Origin of the sequence: Enhygromyxa salina (assembly GCF_002994615.1) — a bacterium.
Taxonomy (GTDB): Bacteria; Myxococcota_A; Polyangia; order Nannocystales; family Nannocystaceae; genus Plesiocystis; species Plesiocystis salina_A.
Window position 1 is genome coordinate 1 of sequence record NZ_PVNK01000296.1, and the last position, 17,359, is coordinate 17,359.

17 protein-coding genes and 1 tRNA gene are annotated in these 17,359 nt (G+C 69.4%); 7 read left to right on the forward strand and 11 right to left on the reverse strand.

The features are described from left to right. The 3 genes from ENSA5_RS34240 to ENSA5_RS34250 all read left to right on the forward strand — a co-directional run. A partial coding sequence (locus ENSA5_RS34240; RefSeq protein ID WP_181198451.1) for a hypothetical protein occupies positions 1 to 259 on the forward strand: 259 nt, incomplete at its 5' end. Continuing rightward, a complete protein-coding gene (locus ENSA5_RS34245) occupies positions 256 to 741 on the forward strand; it encodes a hypothetical protein (protein ID WP_106395934.1) in 486 nt (161 codons plus the stop codon). The genes ENSA5_RS34240 and ENSA5_RS34245, both read left to right, overlap by 4 nt. A 172-nt stretch (positions 742 to 913) precedes the next feature. Continuing rightward, on the forward strand, positions 914 to 2,653 hold the full coding sequence (locus tag ENSA5_RS34250; RefSeq protein WP_181198452.1) for an alpha/beta hydrolase family protein: 1,740 nt from the start codon (positions 914 to 916) through the stop codon (positions 2,651 to 2,653). Between the two features lie 197 nt (positions 2,654 to 2,850). Here ENSA5_RS34250 and ENSA5_RS34255 read toward each other — a convergent pair. Beyond that, positions 2,851 to 2,921 (reverse strand) — tRNA-Asp (locus ENSA5_RS34255). A gap of 844 nt (positions 2,922 to 3,765) precedes the next feature. Continuing rightward, on the reverse strand, positions 3,766 to 4,083 hold the full coding sequence (locus ENSA5_RS34260) for a phosphopantetheine-binding protein (RefSeq protein WP_106395936.1): 318 nt from the start codon (positions 4,081 to 4,083) through the stop codon (positions 3,766 to 3,768). Between the two features lie 151 nt (positions 4,084 to 4,234). Here ENSA5_RS34260 and ENSA5_RS34265 point away from each other — a divergent pair, with 151 nt between their 5' ends. Next, on the forward strand, positions 4,235 to 4,894 hold the full coding sequence (locus tag ENSA5_RS34265) for a hypothetical protein (RefSeq protein ID WP_146156424.1): 660 nt from the start codon (positions 4,235 to 4,237) through the stop codon (positions 4,892 to 4,894). A gap of 9 nt (positions 4,895 to 4,903) precedes the next feature. On the opposite strand, the gene ENSA5_RS34270 is transcribed toward ENSA5_RS34265, so the two are convergent. The 5 genes from ENSA5_RS34270 to sfsA form a co-directional block, all read right to left on the reverse strand. After that, positions 4,904 to 6,595, reverse strand: a complete 1,692-nt coding sequence (locus ENSA5_RS34270) for a DUF4215 domain-containing protein (protein WP_106395938.1) — start codon at positions 6,593 to 6,595, stop codon at positions 4,904 to 4,906. Between the two features lie 96 nt (positions 6,596 to 6,691). After that, entirely contained in the window at positions 6,692 to 8,197 is a 1,506-nt protein-coding gene (locus ENSA5_RS34275) for a sigma-54-dependent transcriptional regulator (RefSeq protein ID WP_106395939.1), read from the reverse strand. Continuing rightward, complete coding sequence (locus ENSA5_RS34280) at positions 8,194 to 10,473, reverse strand: ATP-binding protein (RefSeq protein ID WP_106395940.1); 2,280 nt, start codon at positions 10,471 to 10,473, stop codon at positions 8,194 to 8,196. Before ENSA5_RS34280 ends, ENSA5_RS34275 begins: the two co-directional genes overlap by 4 nt. Beyond that, positions 10,470 to 10,640, reverse strand: coding sequence for a hypothetical protein (locus ENSA5_RS38740; RefSeq protein ID WP_181198453.1), 171 nt, complete (start codon positions 10,638 to 10,640; stop codon positions 10,470 to 10,472). The genes ENSA5_RS34280 and ENSA5_RS38740 overlap by 4 nt, the downstream gene beginning before the upstream one ends. Before the next feature lie 166 nt (positions 10,641 to 10,806). Continuing rightward, a complete protein-coding gene (sfsA, locus tag ENSA5_RS34285) occupies positions 10,807 to 11,607 on the reverse strand; it encodes a DNA/RNA nuclease SfsA (protein ID WP_106395941.1) in 801 nt (266 codons plus the stop codon). Positions 11,608 to 11,782: 175 nt separating this feature from the next. On the opposite strand from sfsA, the gene ENSA5_RS34290 reads away from it, so the two are divergent. From ENSA5_RS34290 to pgeF, 3 genes are all read left to right on the forward strand, one after another. Next, a complete protein-coding gene (locus ENSA5_RS34290; RefSeq protein ID WP_106395942.1) occupies positions 11,783 to 12,052 on the forward strand; it encodes a hypothetical protein in 270 nt (89 codons plus the stop codon). Continuing rightward, positions 12,049 to 13,035 carry an RluA family pseudouridine synthase gene (locus ENSA5_RS34295; protein ID WP_219906916.1) on the forward strand — a complete coding sequence of 329 codons (987 nt, stop codon included), beginning with the start codon at positions 12,049 to 12,051 and terminating at the stop codon, positions 13,033 to 13,035. Before ENSA5_RS34290 ends, ENSA5_RS34295 begins: the two co-directional genes overlap by 4 nt. Positions 13,036 to 13,424: 389 nt before the next feature. Continuing rightward, a complete protein-coding gene (pgeF, locus tag ENSA5_RS34300; protein WP_106395943.1) occupies positions 13,425 to 14,174 on the forward strand; it encodes a peptidoglycan editing factor PgeF in 750 nt (249 codons plus the stop codon). Positions 14,175 to 14,214: 40 nt separating this feature from the next. Here pgeF and ENSA5_RS34305 read toward each other — a convergent pair whose 3' ends face one another. The 4 genes from ENSA5_RS34305 to ENSA5_RS34320 form a co-directional block, all read right to left on the reverse strand. Further along, positions 14,215 to 14,433, reverse strand: a complete 219-nt coding sequence (locus tag ENSA5_RS34305) for a hypothetical protein (protein ID WP_106395944.1) — start codon at positions 14,431 to 14,433, stop codon at positions 14,215 to 14,217. A 155-nt stretch (positions 14,434 to 14,588) separates the two neighbouring features. Beyond that, entirely contained in the window at positions 14,589 to 15,308 is a 720-nt protein-coding gene (locus ENSA5_RS34310) for a hypothetical protein (protein WP_106395945.1), read from the reverse strand. Positions 15,309 to 15,382: 74 nt separating this feature from the next. Continuing rightward, positions 15,383 to 16,543, reverse strand: coding sequence for a 3-dehydroquinate synthase (gene aroB / locus ENSA5_RS34315; RefSeq protein WP_106395946.1), 1,161 nt, complete (start codon positions 16,541 to 16,543; stop codon positions 15,383 to 15,385). Between the two features lie 236 nt (positions 16,544 to 16,779). Then, on the reverse strand, positions 16,780 to 17,337 hold the full coding sequence (locus ENSA5_RS34320) for a shikimate kinase (protein ID WP_146156425.1): 558 nt from the start codon (positions 17,335 to 17,337) through the stop codon (positions 16,780 to 16,782). Positions 17,338 to 17,359: the final 22 nt, after the last annotated feature.

Consider the following 17,359-nt stretch of genomic DNA (forward strand, 5'->3'; position numbering starts at 1 on the left):
GCCACCAAAGAAGCAAAAGGTCACCGTGACCTTCAACGCCAACCAGTTTCGCTTCCTCTACATCAAGGTCGCGGGCAAAGAGCTGACCCTCGAGCCCGAGAAGACCATCGAGCTACGCGAGGGCAGTCACACCATCAAGGTCCGCACGAACAAGGCGGACGAGTGGGAGAAGGTCGGTCGCTGTCGATTGAGCCCCGGACACGACTACAAGATCCTGATGCTCAAATCCGGCGGATTCAAGACGATTGAGGTCCCATGACCATCGAAGGCGTCATGATCATCATGGTCGGCAGCTCGGCGACCCTGTTCCTTCTGAGCGGCGCCTGGTGGCTGTGGCGGCGCTCGCCGATGCCCGAGCCCCCCCTTTTGCCGCCACAGTCTGGGCCCCCGCTCGGACCGCCGCCCGACGCTCCGCAGTGGATGGCGTGGTCGGAGCCCGGCGCGCCCCCGCCCCCGCCCTCGGCCGAGCGGACGCTGTTCGAGCAATCCAAGCTCGAGCCGGTCACCGAGCTCATGGGCCACCACAGCGGCGAGCTCGACAAGGCCCGGACCATGTTCTTCTTCAAGAAGCCGCCGCCAGGCAAGATCGATATCTTGCCCGAGGGAGCCGAGGTCGAGCTGGAGAAGGCCGACAAAGACGCGCAGCTTCAGTGCACGGACCAGGCCCAGACCGCGCCGGTCCGCAAGACCAAGGCCATGCGACGCCCGCCTCCGCCGCCGCCTCCGCCACGTCCCAATTGATTCATCTAGCACCACGACCAACACCACGAGCTCGGGCCTCGTCATGGGGAGGGAGAACAATCACTGGTGGTCGTCCCCTCGTGCCTCCCCCCCCATGGCGGGTGCTCCGTTCGAGCTGTCGATTTTTAGCGCCATGGGCTGCTTGCAGCCCGGGCTGCTAGTCTCGGCGGACTTGGCCAAGCCCCAGCTCAGGATTCGCCCGACCTACTCGAGCTTGCTCGCCATCTCGCTCGTGACCAGCCTCGCCTGCGTCCGCGCCGAGCGTGAGCCGCCGCCTTCGCCACCGGAGCTCCACGAGACCTCACCGACCACCGTCTCCGAGCTCTGCGCCGAACCCCTGCGCGCGTGGGCGGTCCTCGGCGAGGGCGGGGCGATCGTCGCAAGCACGCGCGGGGCCTGCCTCGGGCGCATCGAACACCCCGAGGATGGATCGCTGTGGCACTTCGTCGCCCAGCTCCAAGCTCAGCACGCCCCCCGCCCGAGCTGGGAGCTCCACACCTGGCTCGACGCCGACGGCCACCCACGCCACGCCGAATTTCGCACGCCCGAGCTCGTGACCCGCTTCGCATGGCGCGACGGCGCGCTCGTCGTTCGACGGCTCGGGGATCAACTCGCGATCGAAGACGCCGCGGATCTGTGGGTGACCCCGAGCCACGCCGTGTACCTGCGCGAGCTGATGCTGCGCCTGGGGGTCGGTGGGGACGCGGCGGGCATGCGCCAGCGTGGCTTCGTGCCCGAGCGCGACGCGATCACCGAGGTCGCGCTGAGCCTCGAGCGGCTCGACCACGATCACGCCCAGGCCCACACCGGGGCCAGCGTGCTCGGGCTCGACGGCGCCGACGCGGGGCTCGGCGGACTCCGGATCTCGATGGTGTTGGCCAACGACGCGCCGATCTACCGCCCCCTCCCCGACGACTCGCTCGCGCCTTTTTTGCCTGCGTCGCCCCGGCCGAGCTACCCGACCCCCGACGGCCTCGAGCTGGTCCCGATCGAGATGCCGGGTGAGCGCGGCCAGCCGACGCTGGCCGGAGAGCTGGTCCTCGCAGCTGGCGAAGCGCCCGCGCGCGGACGTCCGGCGGTGCTCTTCCTCGGCGGCGCCGGGCCGCAAGATCGCCACGGCCTCGTGCCCGACAGCCCGGTCGACATCGGCAGCCACGAGATCCAAGACATGCTCGCGGCGGCCGGGTTCGCGGTCCTGCGCTTCGACGACCGCGGCGTCGGCGACAGCGGGATCGGCGACGATCCAACCCCGGGCTTCTCGGCCCTGGTCGAGGACGGTCGCCGGGCTCTGGCCACGCTCGCGGCCCAGCCGCAGGTCGATCCGCGCCGGATCCTCATCGTCGGACACGGCGAGGGCGCCCTGGTCGCGAGCATCCTCGCCGCCGAGGGCACGCGCGCGCGCGGCCGCAACCATCGCGTCGCCGGGCTGGTGATGCTCGCGGCCCCGGGTCGGAACCTGCGCGAGCTGGTCTACGACGAGATCCGGGCCTCGCTCGCAGGCCGCCGCGAGGGCGAGATCCGCACGGCCGTGGGTCGCGCGCAGCGGGTCCACGATGCGGCCCTGGCCGGCGAAGACCTCCCGGCCAGCAGCGAGGGCGCGCGCCGCTGGATGGTCGAGGCCTTCGCCGAAGATCCGCTCGCGCGCCTGGCCAAGGTCCGCGCGCCGATCCTCGCTCTGCAGGGCGCCAAGGACTTTCAGGTCAGCCCCGAGCGGGACTTCGAGCGGATCCGCGCCCACGTCGAGCGACACGGCGCGGACGGCAGCGCGGCCGAGCTCTTGCCCGAGCTCGATCACCTGTTCAAGCCCGAGCCGGGCGTGTCGACGCCGGGCCACTACGCGGATCTTCGCCGCCACGTCGACGCCGCGCTGCTCGAGCGGGTCACGAGCTGGGCGGTGCAGATCGCGGGCTGACGACAAAAAAAGAACCCCGAGGGGGTCGGTCCTCGGGGCCTGGTGCGCGCTCGCGCTCGAACGTACGAACTATCTATCTCCAACTACCAACTATCTATCTACTGACTATCTAGCTACTACCAACTACTAGCTACCAACTACCAACTACTAACTACTAACCATCTACTACTAACTACCTACGGTCCAGCTGAGTGAATCGCCACATGGGGGAATCGAACCCCCGGCATCCGATCGACAATCGGATGTGTTCCCACTACACCAATGCGGCAGCTGCCAAGGCTGGGGTCAGCCAGGGCCTGACGGTCCGCGTGCTGGGCTCCCCGGCGGTCTCAGAAGCTCTCGAGGAGCTCGCTTGGTGAAACACGCCGAAAAACGCTCAACACGCGATCATATCGCCCATGAGTTCGCCAGCTGGCAAACCAGCTAGCGAGCTCTGGGCAAACGACCGTGAGGCCCATCCCAGATTGGGATGCCTGACGGTAAATGTCGCGGAGCGTTTCATGGCGCGGATCTCGTACGGGCAAAGCGAACCGTGCTTTACCCAACCGTTGCGAAAAGTACGGGCAGGTATGGGGAGGGTCAAGAAAAAATCAGCACTTTTTTTTAATCTGGGATTTTGCCCCGCACCTACCCCGAACCACATTCGGCTCACCCGCAGCTCCTGCGGGGCGATGATCGCCTCGCCCCGCCATGACTGGCGCTCGCTTCCAGGACATCCCCGGGCCCCGCCACGACGTGATCGCGGCGCTGCTCGACGGGTTCGCGTCGGCCGAGGGTGAGGACAGCCGAAGAAGAGGAGCGCAAGGAGGCGCTGCTGGCCTACTTCTTCTTGCACCGCCCGCCCGCCCACCGGGCTGACCACGCGCGAGCTCGACGACGCGGTCGAGGCCCGGCTCGACGCGCGCTTCGAGATCACGATCGACTTCGAGATCCGCGACGCTCTGGCCCAGCTCGAGGAGCTCGAGCTGGTCCGTCACGAGGGCGAGCGCGACCTCGACGACGCCCCGACCCGGCTCGACACGCGCTGGGACGCCGTCCTCAACACCTGACGACGCCCCAGAGCCCCGGCCAGTGCCCCGGCCAGTGCCCCAGCCAAAGCCCCGACAGTGCCCTCAGCCCTCGCTCGGGGTCAGGGTGACGCCGCGGGCCTGCTCGTGCTCGAGGAACTCGGCGAGGCTGCGCACGCTCGTGTAGATGCGCTGGTTGGTGGCGGCGTCGCCCTCGGTCGTGACCCCGAAGCGGCGGTGGACGGCCATCGCCAGCTCGAGCACGTCGATCGAGTCGAGCCCGACCCCGGCCGAGGCCAGCGGCGCGTCGCTGTCGATCTCCTCGGGCAGAGTCTCGTCGAGCTTGAGCGCGTCGATGATCAGCGCCTTGAGCTCGGCTTCGATCTGCTCCCGGGTCAACTTGCGTGCGGGTTCGCCGGGCATGAGCGACGCGATGGTAATCGGCGGTCTCGTTTGCGTCCAGCCAGACCGGCCCACGAGGTGGCCTCAGGGGTCGAATTCAGCGACTTAGCTGGGGACAGCGCGCGCACATCACGGACGGGAACTTGCCGCGCAGATGTGCGTCCATCGCTCCATGCGCTCCTTTCTCGGTCCGGCCTCGCGCGTGTCGCTGTTTCTCCCCTTGGTCCTAGGATGCGGCCACGGGCCTGCCGCCCCGCTGGACCCGCCCGGCCTGACGGACCCACCACCCCCGGCCCTGTTCGTCGAGCACGCGGGGGAGCTCCCGCCCGATGTCGTCGCGCGGGGCCCGGTGTGCCCAGCCGAGGTCGGCGTGGCCCCGACGGCCTTCTTCGACGAGCACCTGCTCGTCCGGCTCCCGCCCGGGCTCGAGGGCGAGCAGGTCCCCGAGCAGAGCCCGACCTTCGCCCGCAGCGCCGCCCCCCTCGCGCTGGGCTGCGCGCCGGATCTGGCCGCCTCGGTGTTCCTCACCGACCAGCAGGTCGGCGGCAGCCAGCCGCTCGCGCGGGCCCGCGAGCAGCTGTTCGCCAACCTCAACTTGCCCGAGCGGCTCGACATGGACGTGGTCGAGGGCTCCGACGAGGGCCGTGACATCTCGCTCGCGCTGAGCTTCCCGGATCACCCGGTCTGGGGCGAGACCCAGCTCTACCTGCGCATGATCGAGAGCTACGGCCGGGTCTACGCGATCGGCTTCTTCGCCGAGCGCCACAGCTACGCCCAGCTCGAGCCCCTGTTCGCGGTTTCGGCCGCGACGATGATCGCGCTGCCAGGATAGCGGGCGAGTTCAGCGCAGCGCGCGGATGACGTTGTTGCCCGTGTCACACACGAACATCGTGTTGGTCGGGTAGTGGAAGGCGAGACCGACGGGGCTCTGGAGCAGGGTGTTGGCCGTGCCCGTGCCCTCTTGATAGCCGCCGTTGCAATTTGGGTTGCCGTCGCAGTGCTGGCCGATGTTGGTCGAGATCGACTGGGTCGCGATCACGCCCTGGCGGACGGTGTGCTGGTTGTACTCCGAGAAGTAGATGCTGGTCCCGTCGGAGCTCATGCCGCGCGGGCGGTGGAGCCGGGCGTTTTGGCCGACCGCGTCGACGTAGCCGCTGGTCCCGTCGCCGGCGAAGGTGCCGACGTAGGTGTCGATGGTGTTGTAGGTCCGGATCTTGTTGCCGTTGGTGTCGGCGATGTAGAGCATCCCCGAGTTGTCCGAGGCCATGTAGCGCGGGCTGATGAAGCGCGCGGCGCTGCCAAAGCCGTCTTGCTGGCCCTGCTGCCCGGCCATCCCGGCGATCGTCAGGACCTCGCCGCTTTGGGGGTTGAAGCTGCGCAGCACGGCGTTGCTGCCGTCGAGCACGTAGACGATGCCGTTGTAGTAGGTCGCGGCCCGGAGCCCACCAAACGCGGCGTTGACCCCGTTGCCGTCGACGACCTGGTTGGCGCCCGAGCCGGCCACGGTCGTGACCGAGTAGGGCGGGTTGAGGTCGATGGCCTTGATCTTGTGGTTGCCCTCGTCGGCGACCCAGATCGTGTTGCCGTCGCTCGCGAGGGCCTCGATCCACGCGAAGCGCGCGTTGAGGCCGACCGGTGAGTCCTGATCGCCCTGGTTGCCGCCCGCGATCGTGAGCACCGCCCCGGTCACCGCGTCGACCCGGCGCACGACCGCGTGGCCGTTGTTGAGCGAGTCGCCGACCCACAGGTAGGAGTTGTCGGCCGTGGCCACGCACCAGCCACCGAAGCGCGCGGCCAGGCCGACGCCGTCGACGAGGCCCGGGTTTCCGGGGGAGCCAGCGAACAGCGTGGTCGTGTTCTCGAGGTTGCAAGTCGGGTTGCAAGCGTCGCCGTTGGTGGTGTTGTTGTCGTCGCAGACCTCGAGGTTGTCGAGCATGCCGTCGCCGCACATCAGGCCGAGCGGCTCGAGCTGGCAGTTGGCGCTGCAGCCATCGCCGTCGACGACGTTGCCGTCGTCGCACTCCTCGTTGTTGTCGAAGTCGAGGGCACCGTCGCCGCAGGCGCCGCCGACCTCGACTTCACAGGCCGCGCTGCAGCCGTCGTTGTCGACCATGTTGCCGTCGTCGCACTGCTCGCCGTCCACGAAGTCGACCACGCCGTCGCCGCAGTTGGGCGGGGCGCCGTCGCCATCGCCATCGCCGTCCCCGTCCCCGTCTCCGTCGCCATCTCCGGTGTCGCCGTCACCGTCACCTGTGTCGCCGTCACCATCACCCGTGTCGCCATCTCCGTCGCCGGGATCGCCGTCTCCGTCCCCGCCAGCGTCGACGCAGATCATCGACAGGCAGGTCAGCCCGGGATCGCAGGCGCCACCGGGCGCGCACGGGCAGCCCTCGGAGCCGAGCGTGCACTGGCCACCGGTGTCGGTCGACGCGGTCCCACCGGTGCTCTCGTCGGCGCCCGGTGGGGCCGAGTCACCACAAGCCAGGAGGGCCGTGAAGGCAAAGGCAAAGGCAACCAGGCTCGAGCTACGCATGGCCAGATCTTAGCGAACCACGGGCGTGCGCCGCGCTCGAATCCCGAACGCGGTTCTCAATCGTGTGGCCTGGGTGTGAGGCCAACTCGAACGGGATCAGCCGCCGTCTTCGTCCGGGCTCGGCGAGGACACGCCGCCTTGTTTGGCGATCTCCTCGCGCAGGCCCAGCTCCTTCATCTTCGACTGGAGGCTGCGCCGCGAGATGCCGAGCTTGCGGGCCGAGCGGGTCACGTTGGCGTCGGTCTGCGCCAGCGCCTCGCGGATCAGGGCCTCCTCGATCCGGCGTGAGCCGGCCTTGACCGCCTCTTTGAGATCGAGGCCGAGGCTGTCGAGCGGGAGCCGAATGGCCCGCGGGAGCCCGACCTCGCCCCCGGACTCGGGCTCGTCGTCGTCCGACTCGTCGCTGGTGAACGAGTCGGGCAGCTCGCCGACGCCGATCAGATCGCCGCTTGCGAACAACACCATGCGCTCGACGAGGTTCTCGAGCTCGCGGATGTTGCCCTGCCACGAGTAGCTCCGCAGGGCCTCGAGGGCCTCGGCGTCGAAGCCCTTGACCTCCTTGCCGAGGCGCTCGTTGGACCGCGCGAGGAAGTGCTCGAGGAGCGGCTCGACGTCCTCGGGCCGGTCGCGCAGCGGCGGGAGGTGGATCGGCACGACGTTGAGGCGATAGTAGAGATCCTCGCGGAAGCGCTTCTCTTTGATCTCTTCTTCGAGGTTGCGGTTGGTCGCGGCGATCAGGCGGACGTTGACGCGCAAGGTCTTGACCCCGCCGACGCGCTCGAACTCGGACTCCTGGATCGCGCGCAGGAGCTTGACCTGGATCTCGAGCGGGATCTCGCTGACCTCGTCGAGGAAGAGGGTGCCGCCGTCGGCCAGCTCGAAGCGGCCCTGGCGAGCCGAGACCGCGCCCGTGAACGCGCCGCGCTCGTGGCCGAACAGCTCGCTCTCGACCAGGGTCGAGGGGATCGCCGCGCAGTTGACCCGGATGAAGGGCATGTGCCGACGCTCGGAGCCGAGGTGCAGCGCCCGCGCGACGAGCTCCTTGCCCGTGCCGCTCTCGCCCGTGATCAAGACCGTCGACGGGCTCGCGGCCACGGTCCGGATCATCTCCTTGACGTTGACCATCGACTCGCTGCGGCCAACCATCCCGTCGTCGACCGAGGGCGGGTCGGCGGCGCTCTCGGTGATCGCGGACGGCTCGGTGCGGGGGCCCGAGAGCCGACGGGTTGCGATCGCCTTGTTGAGGATCTTGTCGATCTGGTCGCGGTCGAAGGGCTTCTCGAGGAAGTCGAAGGCCCCGCCCTTGACGGCCTCGACCGCGGTGTCGACGGTCCCGTGCGCGGTCAGGATGATGACCGGCAAGCCGGAGTCCTCTTCGACGAGCGCGCGCAGCAGCTGCATGCCGTCCATGCCGGGCATCCGCAGGTCGGAGATGACCACATCGAAGGTCCCGCGCGGAGAGCTCTTGACCCGGGCGAGACCGGACTCGCCGTCGGCCTCGGTCACGACCTCGTGCCCGGCTTGTTGGAGCAAGGCCCCGAGGACCTTGCGGAGGTTGGGTTCGTCGTCGACGACCAAAACGCGTGGCTTGGGCTCTGTCACTGGCTCGTGCTCGTGATTCCGAGATCAACCGGAAGCAGCACCGTGAAGGTGACCCCGCCATCGGGGTTGTTGCTGACTTCGATCATCCCGTGGTGATTTTCGACGATGCGCTGGCTGATCGGCAAGCCCAGCCCGGTCCCGCCGCTCTTGGTCGTGTGGAAGGGCACGAACAGGTTCGACATCGTCGCCGTCGACAGGCCAGGGCCGTCATCTCGCACGCTGATCGCGACCGCGTCGGTGTCTGGCAAACCGCGCATGCGGTGCTCGAACTCGATCCAGACGGTCCCGGGCGGGCTCTGCTCCTCGGTGGCATCGAGGGCATTGAGCACGAGGTTGTGCAGGACCTGGCGCAAGGCCTCGGGATCCCCGCGCACGGCGGGGGCGTGGGCCTCGAGGGTCAGGCTCACGCTCGACGCCTCGGCCGCCGAGAGCTCGCCGACCTGCTCGACGAAGATCCCGAAGTCGACCTTGACCCGCCCGACCCGCGCCCGGGGCAGCAGCCGCAGGGTCGCGCGGACGACCTCGGTCAGATCGACCTGCTCGATCTCGCCGGAGTAGGGCCGCGAGTAGCGGAGGAACTGGGTGACCACGCGGTTGAGGCGATCGACCTCCTCGACGATCACGCCGAGGAATTCTCGGGTCATCTCGTCGGCCCCGGCGAGCCCAGGCTCGACGACCTGGACCGCGCCCTTGATCGCGCCGAGCGGGTTGCGGATCTCGTGGGCGAGGCCGGCCGCCATCTCACCGAGGGCCGCGAGCCGCTCACGCTCCTTGCGCTGCTCCCAGACGGCGGAGTTTTGCAGGGTCACGGCCGCCTGCGAGGCGAGGCTCTCGAACAGCTCGATCTCCTCGCTCGAGAAGGGCTCGAGCAGGCGCTCGTCGTCGACGAACAGGGCGCCGATCAGCTCGCGGCGGCCCTCGGTCTCGCGCGAGGCCTTGCGCGCGGGCACGCGCTCGGACCCGCGGAGGCGCTCGGGCCCCTCGGCGCCAGAGCTCGCGTCGGACACCGAGACGATCGGCACCGCGAGGGCGGCCCCGAGCTCGGCGAGGGTGTCGAGGCAGTCTTGGAGCTCGACCTCGGCGTCGCGGCCGGCCCGTTCATGCTCGCGCTGAAGCACGTCGCGCAGCTGCGGCCCCTGGGTTCGCAGGCGCTCGAGCAGCGGCCGACGCTTGGCGACGTCGAGGCGCGTGAGGCTCACGGGGTGCTCCCCGATCTCGCGCAGCAGGACCAGCGAGGTCCCGCGCGCGTCGAGCAAGAAGATGCTCGCCGTCGTCACGCGGTGGGACTCGGCGAGGGCCTCGAGCACGACCTGGACCATCACGTCGGGGTCGATGACGTTGAGCAGGCGAAAGCGAAGCTGGACCAGCAGCGCGCGCAGCTCGGCCCGATCGCGAAACAGCCAGGTCTCGACCCGCGACTCGAATTCCTGGCGCACGGGATCGAGCAGCACGATGACGGCGAAGGCCGCGACCGCGCTGTTGAACACGAACAGGGTCCAGCTGCCCGTCTTGGCCGGGATCCACAGCAGCAGCAGGGCCAACAGCCCGGTGACCGCCATGATCAGCAGCGCGAGCGTCAGGATCCGCGCCGCGAGCTCCGGGAGCTCGAGCAGGCGCTCGCGCTGCAGCGTCTGGGCCACGAAGTAGAGGTAGACCGCGCTGACGATCGGGCCGATCGCCGTGAGCGCGGGCGAGCCGAACGCGATCGCGCCCATGCTCGCGTAGAAGAGGTAGCGCAGGCGCGGGGCCGTGGCCGTGCCCTCGGCTTGGTTGGCCGCCCGCCACATCCGCAGGGCCACGAACGCGAGCCCGACGATCACGTAGGCGTTGAGACCGACCGAGACCAGATCCCACGGACCCCACTCGGCCAGGTCCCAGAAGCGCTCGCGGGTCACGCGGTCGAGGGCCTGCTCGGGCGAGCGGCTCAAGAGGATGAACAGCGCGGTCGCGTGGGCGCCGAGCAGGATGACCAAGATCGCGGTCTGGAGCCGGCTGCGCCGACGCGGGCGCTCCTCGGCCGGGATCAGGCTCGAGAAGCAGCGGTCCGCCGTCCACGGCAAGACCAGCGAGAGCGACTGCGCGCCCCAGCGAAACAGCGAGATGTTCGAGAACTCGTGGAAGAAGGTGGCGAGGTGGAACAGCCCGAGGTTGAAGCAGAACACCGCGAACAGCACGAAGTCGTCGCGCGAGCGATCGCGCAGCACGACCGAGGTCCCGATCGCGAACGCGACGGTCGCGGCGAGCAGCGAGGGCAGACTGCCGGTCAGGGGGTTCAACGTGGATCCCCCTCGTCGGCCCGATCCGCCACCGACTGCGCACGCGGCCCCTCGCGGACGCCGAGCGGACTGGCCGCGTCGCGCAGCGTCTCGCGGGCGCGCGCGGCGACGAAGCCCGGGGTCACGCTGAATCCTTCACGCTCGAACTGCGCTCGCCGCTCGCTCACGGGGTCTATATACCCCCGCAGGCGAGCGGCGAGCGCGTGAACGGAGCCCTCGGCGCAGACGATGCAGCACACGATCGATCGTCCAACCACCGTCTGGCGGCCGTCACGACCCCCTCAGCGGCGGTGTCCCGACTGTCAGTGATGCGATCTGAGGGACAAGGGGCGATCAGCTCGGGCGACGCCGCGGGTCGCGACGCCAGCCCGACCAGGGTAATTTTTCTGCCCGCCAGCGCTCGTGCTCGTCGGTCTCGTAGATCTTCAGATCGACGGGGATCTCGCGCAGGACCTCGAAGGCCGCCAGCGTCGGTCGGATCGTCACGGCGCGGAAGCGGACCCCCTCGGCGTGCGCGGCTCGGGCCGCCGCGGCGAACTCGGGGTCGTGGAGGATCGACGGTCGGATCGCCCGGACGTCGGGGCGCTGGGTCGTGAACAGGACCGTGGCCTTGGCACCAGACGCGACGACCTCGCTGAGCGCCTCGAGGTGATGGGTCGCGCGGGCGCTGACCGAGTCGGGGAAGTAGCCGCGCGCGTCGGGGTAGCGCAGGTGTGTGTTCTTGACCTCGATGTAGTGGGGCGTCGCGCCGTCGAGGACAAAGTCGACGCGCGAGCGCTCGCCGTAGGCGACCTCGCGCCGCAGCCCGCGAAAGCGACGCAGCCCCGGGAGCACCCGCGCCGCGAGCAGCTCTGCGACCACCCGGTTGGGCGCGACCGTGTTGGCCCCGACGATGATCCCGTCCTCCTCGACGAGCTCCCAGGTGTAGCGAAGCTTGCGCTTGCTCGCGGGCGGCGCCTTCGTGAGCCAGGCCCGCGCGCCGGGCCGCACCTGCCCCTCCATGCGCCCCGGGTTGACGCAGTGGGCCCGGACTCGCGCGCCCGAGTCGAGCTCGATCTCGGCGATGAAGCGATCGTAGCGATCGACGAGCCGACCGGGGATCAGCGGCTGTGCATGGGGGACACGCACGAGCATGGCCGGGGTTGTTAGCACGACGGGCGCGGGGCTTCGTGCTCGAGGTCGACACGATCTGCGCTGGCGTCCTCGAGCTCCCGACCGCCTGACCCCGGCGAGCGGGCGTTGTGGCCGCCTTTGCGCGCCGGATTACGCTTTTTGGCCGAGCCGCCCGCGCTTGTGGCAAACTCGCTCCGTGGCCCAGCAGATCATCGACAACGAAGCCCGCGCCCAGCAGCTGTCCCGCGCGATCGCCTCGGACATCCAGCTGTACAACAAGGCCAAGATCGAGCAGGGCCTCAAGGACGACAACTTCTTCGAGGTCCTCGGCGAGGAGATCACCGAAGGCCGCGACCTGTTCCGCAGCCGCGTCACCCCCGAGCTGTTCCGGCGCAACTTCTTCGATCGTGCCATCGTCGACCGCGTCATCAAGACGATGGCCAACCTCGACACCGGCATCTGGTGAGCCCGGTGCGGGTCGGCCTCTCGGAGGCTGCGATCGGCCAGCGCATGGATCGTGCGCTGGTCGCTGCGTTGGTTGACCAGGGCCGCGAGGTCACCCGCTCACAGCTGGCCCGGAGCTTCACGGCCAAGCTCGTGCGGATCGACGGGCGCGCGGTCAAGCCGGGGGCCAGGCTCGAGCGAGCGTGCGAGGTCGAGCTCGAGCTGCTCGCGCCCGAGCCCCTCGCCCACGCGGTGCCCGAGGCGATCCCGCTGACGATCGTCCACGAAGACGCGGCCGCGCTGGTCATCGACAAGCCCGCGGGGATGGTCGTGCACGCGGGCCCGGGCCACAGCGAGGGCACGCTGGTCAACGCGGTCCTGCACCATCTCAAACTTGGGCTCGAGCCGAGCGCCGACTCGCTGCCGCTGCTGCCCGGAAACGGCCCCGAGCGCCCGGGCATCGTCCACCGCCTCGACCGGGACACCAGCGGGCTGATCGTCGTGGCCAAGACCCTCCCGGCGCTCGAGGCTCTCGCCGGGCAATTTCGCGAGCACACGATCACCCGCGCCTACCTCGGGATCGTGCTCGGGGTCCCGAGCTTCACGACACAGCGGGTCGAGACTCGGCACGGCCGGGATCCGGCCGATCGTCGGCGCTTCTCCCCGGACCAGGGCGAGCGCCGAGCGGTCACGAACATGAGGGTCGTGCGCGCGCTCGGCGAGCGCGCGGCGCTGCTGCGCTTCGAGCTCGAGACCGGCCGGACCCACCAGATCCGGATGCATGCCCGCCACGTCGGTCACCCGATCTTCGCCGATCCCCTCTATGCCCGACGCCCCCGCGATCCAAAGCTGCGCACGCTCAGCGACGAGCTCGGACGCCACGCGCTCCACGCCGCGACCCTGGGCTTCGTCCACCCCGACGGTCGGCGGCTGGAGTTCGAGTCGCCGCTGCCGCCGGAGCTCGACCGGCTGATCGAAGAGCTCGAGGCTCGAGGCCGACCATGACCACGACGACGCGAGGTGGATTCTGCGAGGGCGCGGTCCTCAGCCCGACCCAAAGCTCGACCGGCTGATCGAAGAACTCGAGGCTCGAGGCTCGAGGCCGACGATGACGACGACGCGAGGTGGATTCTGCGGGGGCGCGGTCCTCAGCCCGACCCAAAGGAACTCGAGTTCGTGCGCGCCGGACCGCCGTCGAGGCGGCGCGCGTCGGTGAGCGCCCACCAGGTCCCTGCGGCTGCCTCCGGCTTCGTGCCCTCGGCGGTCACGCTCCGTCCACGCGAGGCCGCGCTCGAGTGAGCCCAGGGTATAGTCTCCCTGGACCTGTGAACCCGAGCGAAGCGAGGGTGTCGGGGCGCAGCCCCGAGTCAGGGAGACCCAAGAAGACCCCGCTCATGCTGCTGCGCGCCCAGTTGTTCCCCGCCGCGATCACCCACGGCTTCACGACCCGCGTCGGCGGGGTCAGCCGAGACCGCTACGCGTCTTTGAACCTCGGGGCTCGCTGGGGCGACGCGCCCGAGGCCGTGGCCGAGAACCTGCGCCGGGTGGCCGCGGCCGCCGACTTCGATCTCGACCAGCTCGTCCGCGTCCGCCAGGTTCACGGCGACCGGGTCCTCGCGGCCCGCAACGTAGACGCGAACAGCGAGGCCGACGGGATCTGGCACGCGCGCGCGCACGGGGAGCCGGCCAGGGTCGTGGCCGTGATGACCGCCGACTGCGTGCCGATCTTGATCTGCGATCGAGACGCCAGCGTCGTCGCCGCCGTCCACAGCGGCTGGCGCGGGACCGTCGCCAACATCGCCGCGCGCACGGTCGAGACGCTGCGCGATCAGGGCGGCGTCGACCCCGGCCGACTGCTCGCGGCGGTCGGCCCGTGCATCGAGCTCGCCGCCTTCGAGGTCGGCGAGGAGGTCGCCGCCGAGTTCGAGCCGCGCTTCGTCGACCGCAGCTACAAAAAGCCCCACGTCGACCTCGTCGCCTGCGTCATCGCCCAGCTCGAGGCCGCGGGCCTGCCCGCCAACCAAATCGAACGCGTGGGCGGCTGCACCCACGCGAACCCGGATCTTTATTTTTCGTATCGCCGAGATGGCGCTGGCATCGGCCAGCACCTGAGCCTGATCGGCCTTGGCTCGGCCTCGACCTAGCAGGCTGCCAGGCTCAGGCCCAGCTCGAGGTCTGGACCGCCTACTCGGCGGCTTTGCTCGCGTCGTCGCGCTGGACTTTGTCGAAGTCCATCTCTTCGGTGTCGGTGAAGGACCCGACGACCGCGCCGACGAGGACAGCGACGAAGAACAGCGCGAAGCCGCTCATCATGATGATGATGCCAACCGAAGCGGCGTTCGTGACCGGCGGCTTGATGGACTCGCGTTCCCACTTGTTGTCTTGGATCTCTGCGACCGACATGTGTCCTCCGGACGTGCGAAGCGCCTGACCGATCTCGACCGGGCGGATGCCGAACCTATCATGTCCCACAAGGGTTGTCAGGAGGATCGAGACCCCCGGAACCCTCGAAATTCAGCTCGTGGGCGTGAGGCCCGCAGCCCCCGCCAGCGCGCAGCTCAGGACGGAATTGTGCACGCGGGGTGGAAGATGCCCACGCCCTGGGCAAAGCCGCAGGATCCGGCCCACTCGGTCTCGGTTGGGCACACCACCTCGTCGCCCTCGCCGCCGCAGTTCGTGGCGGGCTGGCACGCCTCGAGGCAGCCGTAGCAGATCTCGAAGGGGAAGGTGTAGGGCCGGCTCTCGACGCTGCCGATCTTGGTGTTGCCGGCCTGACCAGTCCGGCGCCCCTTGAACACGACCTCCATCTCGAGGGTCTCGTAGCTGCCCGCGGGGAGCGCGGACATCGTCGTGCGCAGCGAGGCCGAGACCGAGGCTGGGACCTGGATGAGCAAGGTCTCCGACGAGCCACCGGGGATCGAGTTGGTCGGGACCGAGACCTCGAAGGCGTTGCCGTCGACCCCCCCGCCACTGAAGGAGAGGCTGACCTCGGCGCTCTCGATCTGGATCTCGCTGTCGTCGATGCCCGTGTTGCTGTTGACGTTGGTCGTCTGGTTGTTCGTCAGGACGAAGGCCAGGCCGATGCGCGTGTCGAACTTGACGTCGACCGACATCGCCAGCGGCGTGGCTTCGGAGCCGGTGAGCACGCAGTTGTCGCGGCCGTCGAACCAGATCGCGCGCTCGACGATCAAGTAGTCCTGCTCCTGAACGCAAGCGCTCATCGCGGTGAGAGCCATGAGGCCGGCGAGGGCGAGACGGGATGACAGCTTCGAGATCATGATCGAGCTCCTCTTATGACGACCGCCGCGCTCCGCGACAAAAAACCAGGAGCGCAGTCGTCCCCGCTAGCGTATCAATCCGGCTTTGGATTTCGCAACAAAGCCACGATCTCTTGGGCAGACAGCGAGAGCACGGCCGGGTCACCGATCCGCGAGAGCCCGATGTAAGAGATGCTCGCGAAGCCCCGCTTCTTGTCGTTCTTGAGGTTGGCCTCGAGCCGCTCGAGCCGCGCTTCGGTCAGCCAGGCGTCGAGGTTGGTCGGGAGCCGCAGAGCCGCCAGCGCCGCCCGCATTTGCTCCTCGAGACCGACCTCGCCCTCTTCGGTCTTGGCCAGCTTCTTGCGCTCGGACAGGCGCGCCGCGGCGATCAGGCCGAGGGCCACGGCCTCGCCGTGCTTGAGCTCGAAGTCCGACATCAGCTCCAGCGCGTGGGCGATCGTGTGGCCGAGGTTGAGCGCCACGCGGCCCTTGCCGGCCTCGCCCTGCTCGCGAGGGTCGCGGCTGACGCAGGCGGCCTTGAGCCCGACCGACGCGGCGATCTTGCGCGCGAGCACCTCGGGCTTGTGGGCATACATGTCGGCGGCGGCGTCCACGACCTGGTGGAAATGCTCGGGAGAGAACAGCGCGCCGTGCTTGAGCATCTCGGCGAGGCCGCAGGCGAGCTCGCGGTCGGGCAGGGTCTTGATGACCGCGGGATCGATGAGCACGACCGTCGGAAAGTGGAAGGTCCCGAACAGGTTCTTGCCCGACGGCAGATCGATCGCGACCTTGCCACCGACCGAGGCGTCGACCTGGGCCAGCAGCGAGGTCGGGCACTGCATCAGGTCGATCCCGCGCATGAACAGCGCGGCCGCGAGGCCGGCGAGATCACCGACGACGCCGCCGCCGAGGGCCACGACCACGTCGCGCCGACCGAGGCGCGCGGCGACCATGCCCTCGATCAGCCCAACGAGCTGCTCGAGGCACTTGGACGACTCTCCGGCGGGGATCGTGAAGCAGTGGACCTCGAGCTCCTCGGCCTCGAGGCTGCCCCGGGCGAGGCCGCCGTAGAGCGGCATCACGTTCTCGTCGGACACGAGCGCGACGCGGCGCGCGTTGGGGTGGCTGCGACGCAGCTCGTAGCCGAGCCTGGCGAGGAGCCCCTTGCCGATCAAGACCGGGTAGCTCTCATCCTCCGTCGGGACCGCGACGTGCAACGCGATCGGCTTGCGCTTCTCCGTTCCTGGCTGCGCCATGGGCTGCTCCGGGGACCGGGTCCGGCCGTGGGCCGTAGGCTCGATCGCCAAGGCGTAGTATCGCGGCCAACAGCCGAAGAGCAACTCCTTTTGAGCCCCCCGCGGCCGCCCTGCACCTGGCCACGCACGGCCGGTCCCTCCTCGCTGCGCTCGTCGCTCGGTGGGCTGGTATGAGCTTCGCAAGGGTCTGCGTCGCGCCCTTGAGGAGGGCTGGTTTGATCCCCCCGTGGCCGTTGTCACGGTTTGGACAAGGCCCGCCGTACTCGCGTCGCCACCTCTTGGGGGGACTCGCGGGCGTCGACGACGTGATGCGCCTGACGGTAGGCGGGCTCGCGGGCTTCGAGCAGGTGCGCGAGTCGCTGCGTGAGGGTTTGGGCGTCGCCGAGGAGGGGGCGGCGGCGGCGTTCGGCCTCGGTCGACAGTCGCGCGGTCAAGGTCGCGACGTCGGCCTCGAGGTAGACGAGGGTTCCGACGGCGCCCATGGTCTGGAGGTTGGCCGGGTCGATGACGACGCCGCCGCCAGTCGCGACGACGACCGAGGCGGCGGCGAAGCCAGGCTCGGCGACGAGCGAGCGCAACGCCGCGCGCTCGCAGGCCCGGAAGTAGTCCTCGCCGTGCGCGAACAGACCCTCGACGGACGCGCCGAACAGCAGCTCGATGCGCGCGTCGAGGTCGATGAAGGTCGCCCCGGGCTCCTCGCGGGCGAGCTCACGACCGACGCTGGACTTGCCCGCGCCCATCATCCCGAGCAAGAAGACCGGCTCCACGACCACGTCACGAACTCCCGCTGCCACGAACAAGTGTACTGGCCGACCG

Coding starts and splice junctions, on each gene's coding strand:
- ENSA5_RS34305 (WP_106395944.1), bottom strand. CDS start 14,433: ATGTCGGTCGCAGAGATCCAAGACAACAAGTGGGAACGCGAGTCCATC.
- ENSA5_RS34260 (WP_106395936.1), bottom strand. CDS start 4,083: ATGCCCGGCGAACCCGCACGCAAGTTGACCCGGGAGCAGATCGAAGCC.
- ENSA5_RS34245 (WP_106395934.1), top strand. CDS start 256: ATGACCATCGAAGGCGTCATGATCATCATGGTCGGCAGCTCGGCGACC.
- ENSA5_RS34270 (WP_106395938.1), bottom strand. CDS start 6,595: ATGCGTAGCTCGAGCCTGGTTGCCTTTGCCTTTGCCTTCACGGCCCTC.
- sfsA (WP_106395941.1), bottom strand. CDS start 11,607: ATGCTCGTGCGTGTCCCCCATGCACAGCCGCTGATCCCCGGTCGGCTC.
- ENSA5_RS34310 (WP_106395945.1), bottom strand. CDS start 15,308: ATGATCTCGAAGCTGTCATCCCGTCTCGCCCTCGCCGGCCTCATGGCT.
- ENSA5_RS34265 (WP_146156424.1), top strand. CDS start 4,235: ATGCGCTCCTTTCTCGGTCCGGCCTCGCGCGTGTCGCTGTTTCTCCCC.
- pgeF (WP_106395943.1), top strand. CDS start 13,425: ATGCTGCTGCGCGCCCAGTTGTTCCCCGCCGCGATCACCCACGGCTTC.
- aroB (WP_106395946.1), bottom strand. CDS start 16,543: ATGGCGCAGCCAGGAACGGAGAAGCGCAAGCCGATCGCGTTGCACGTC.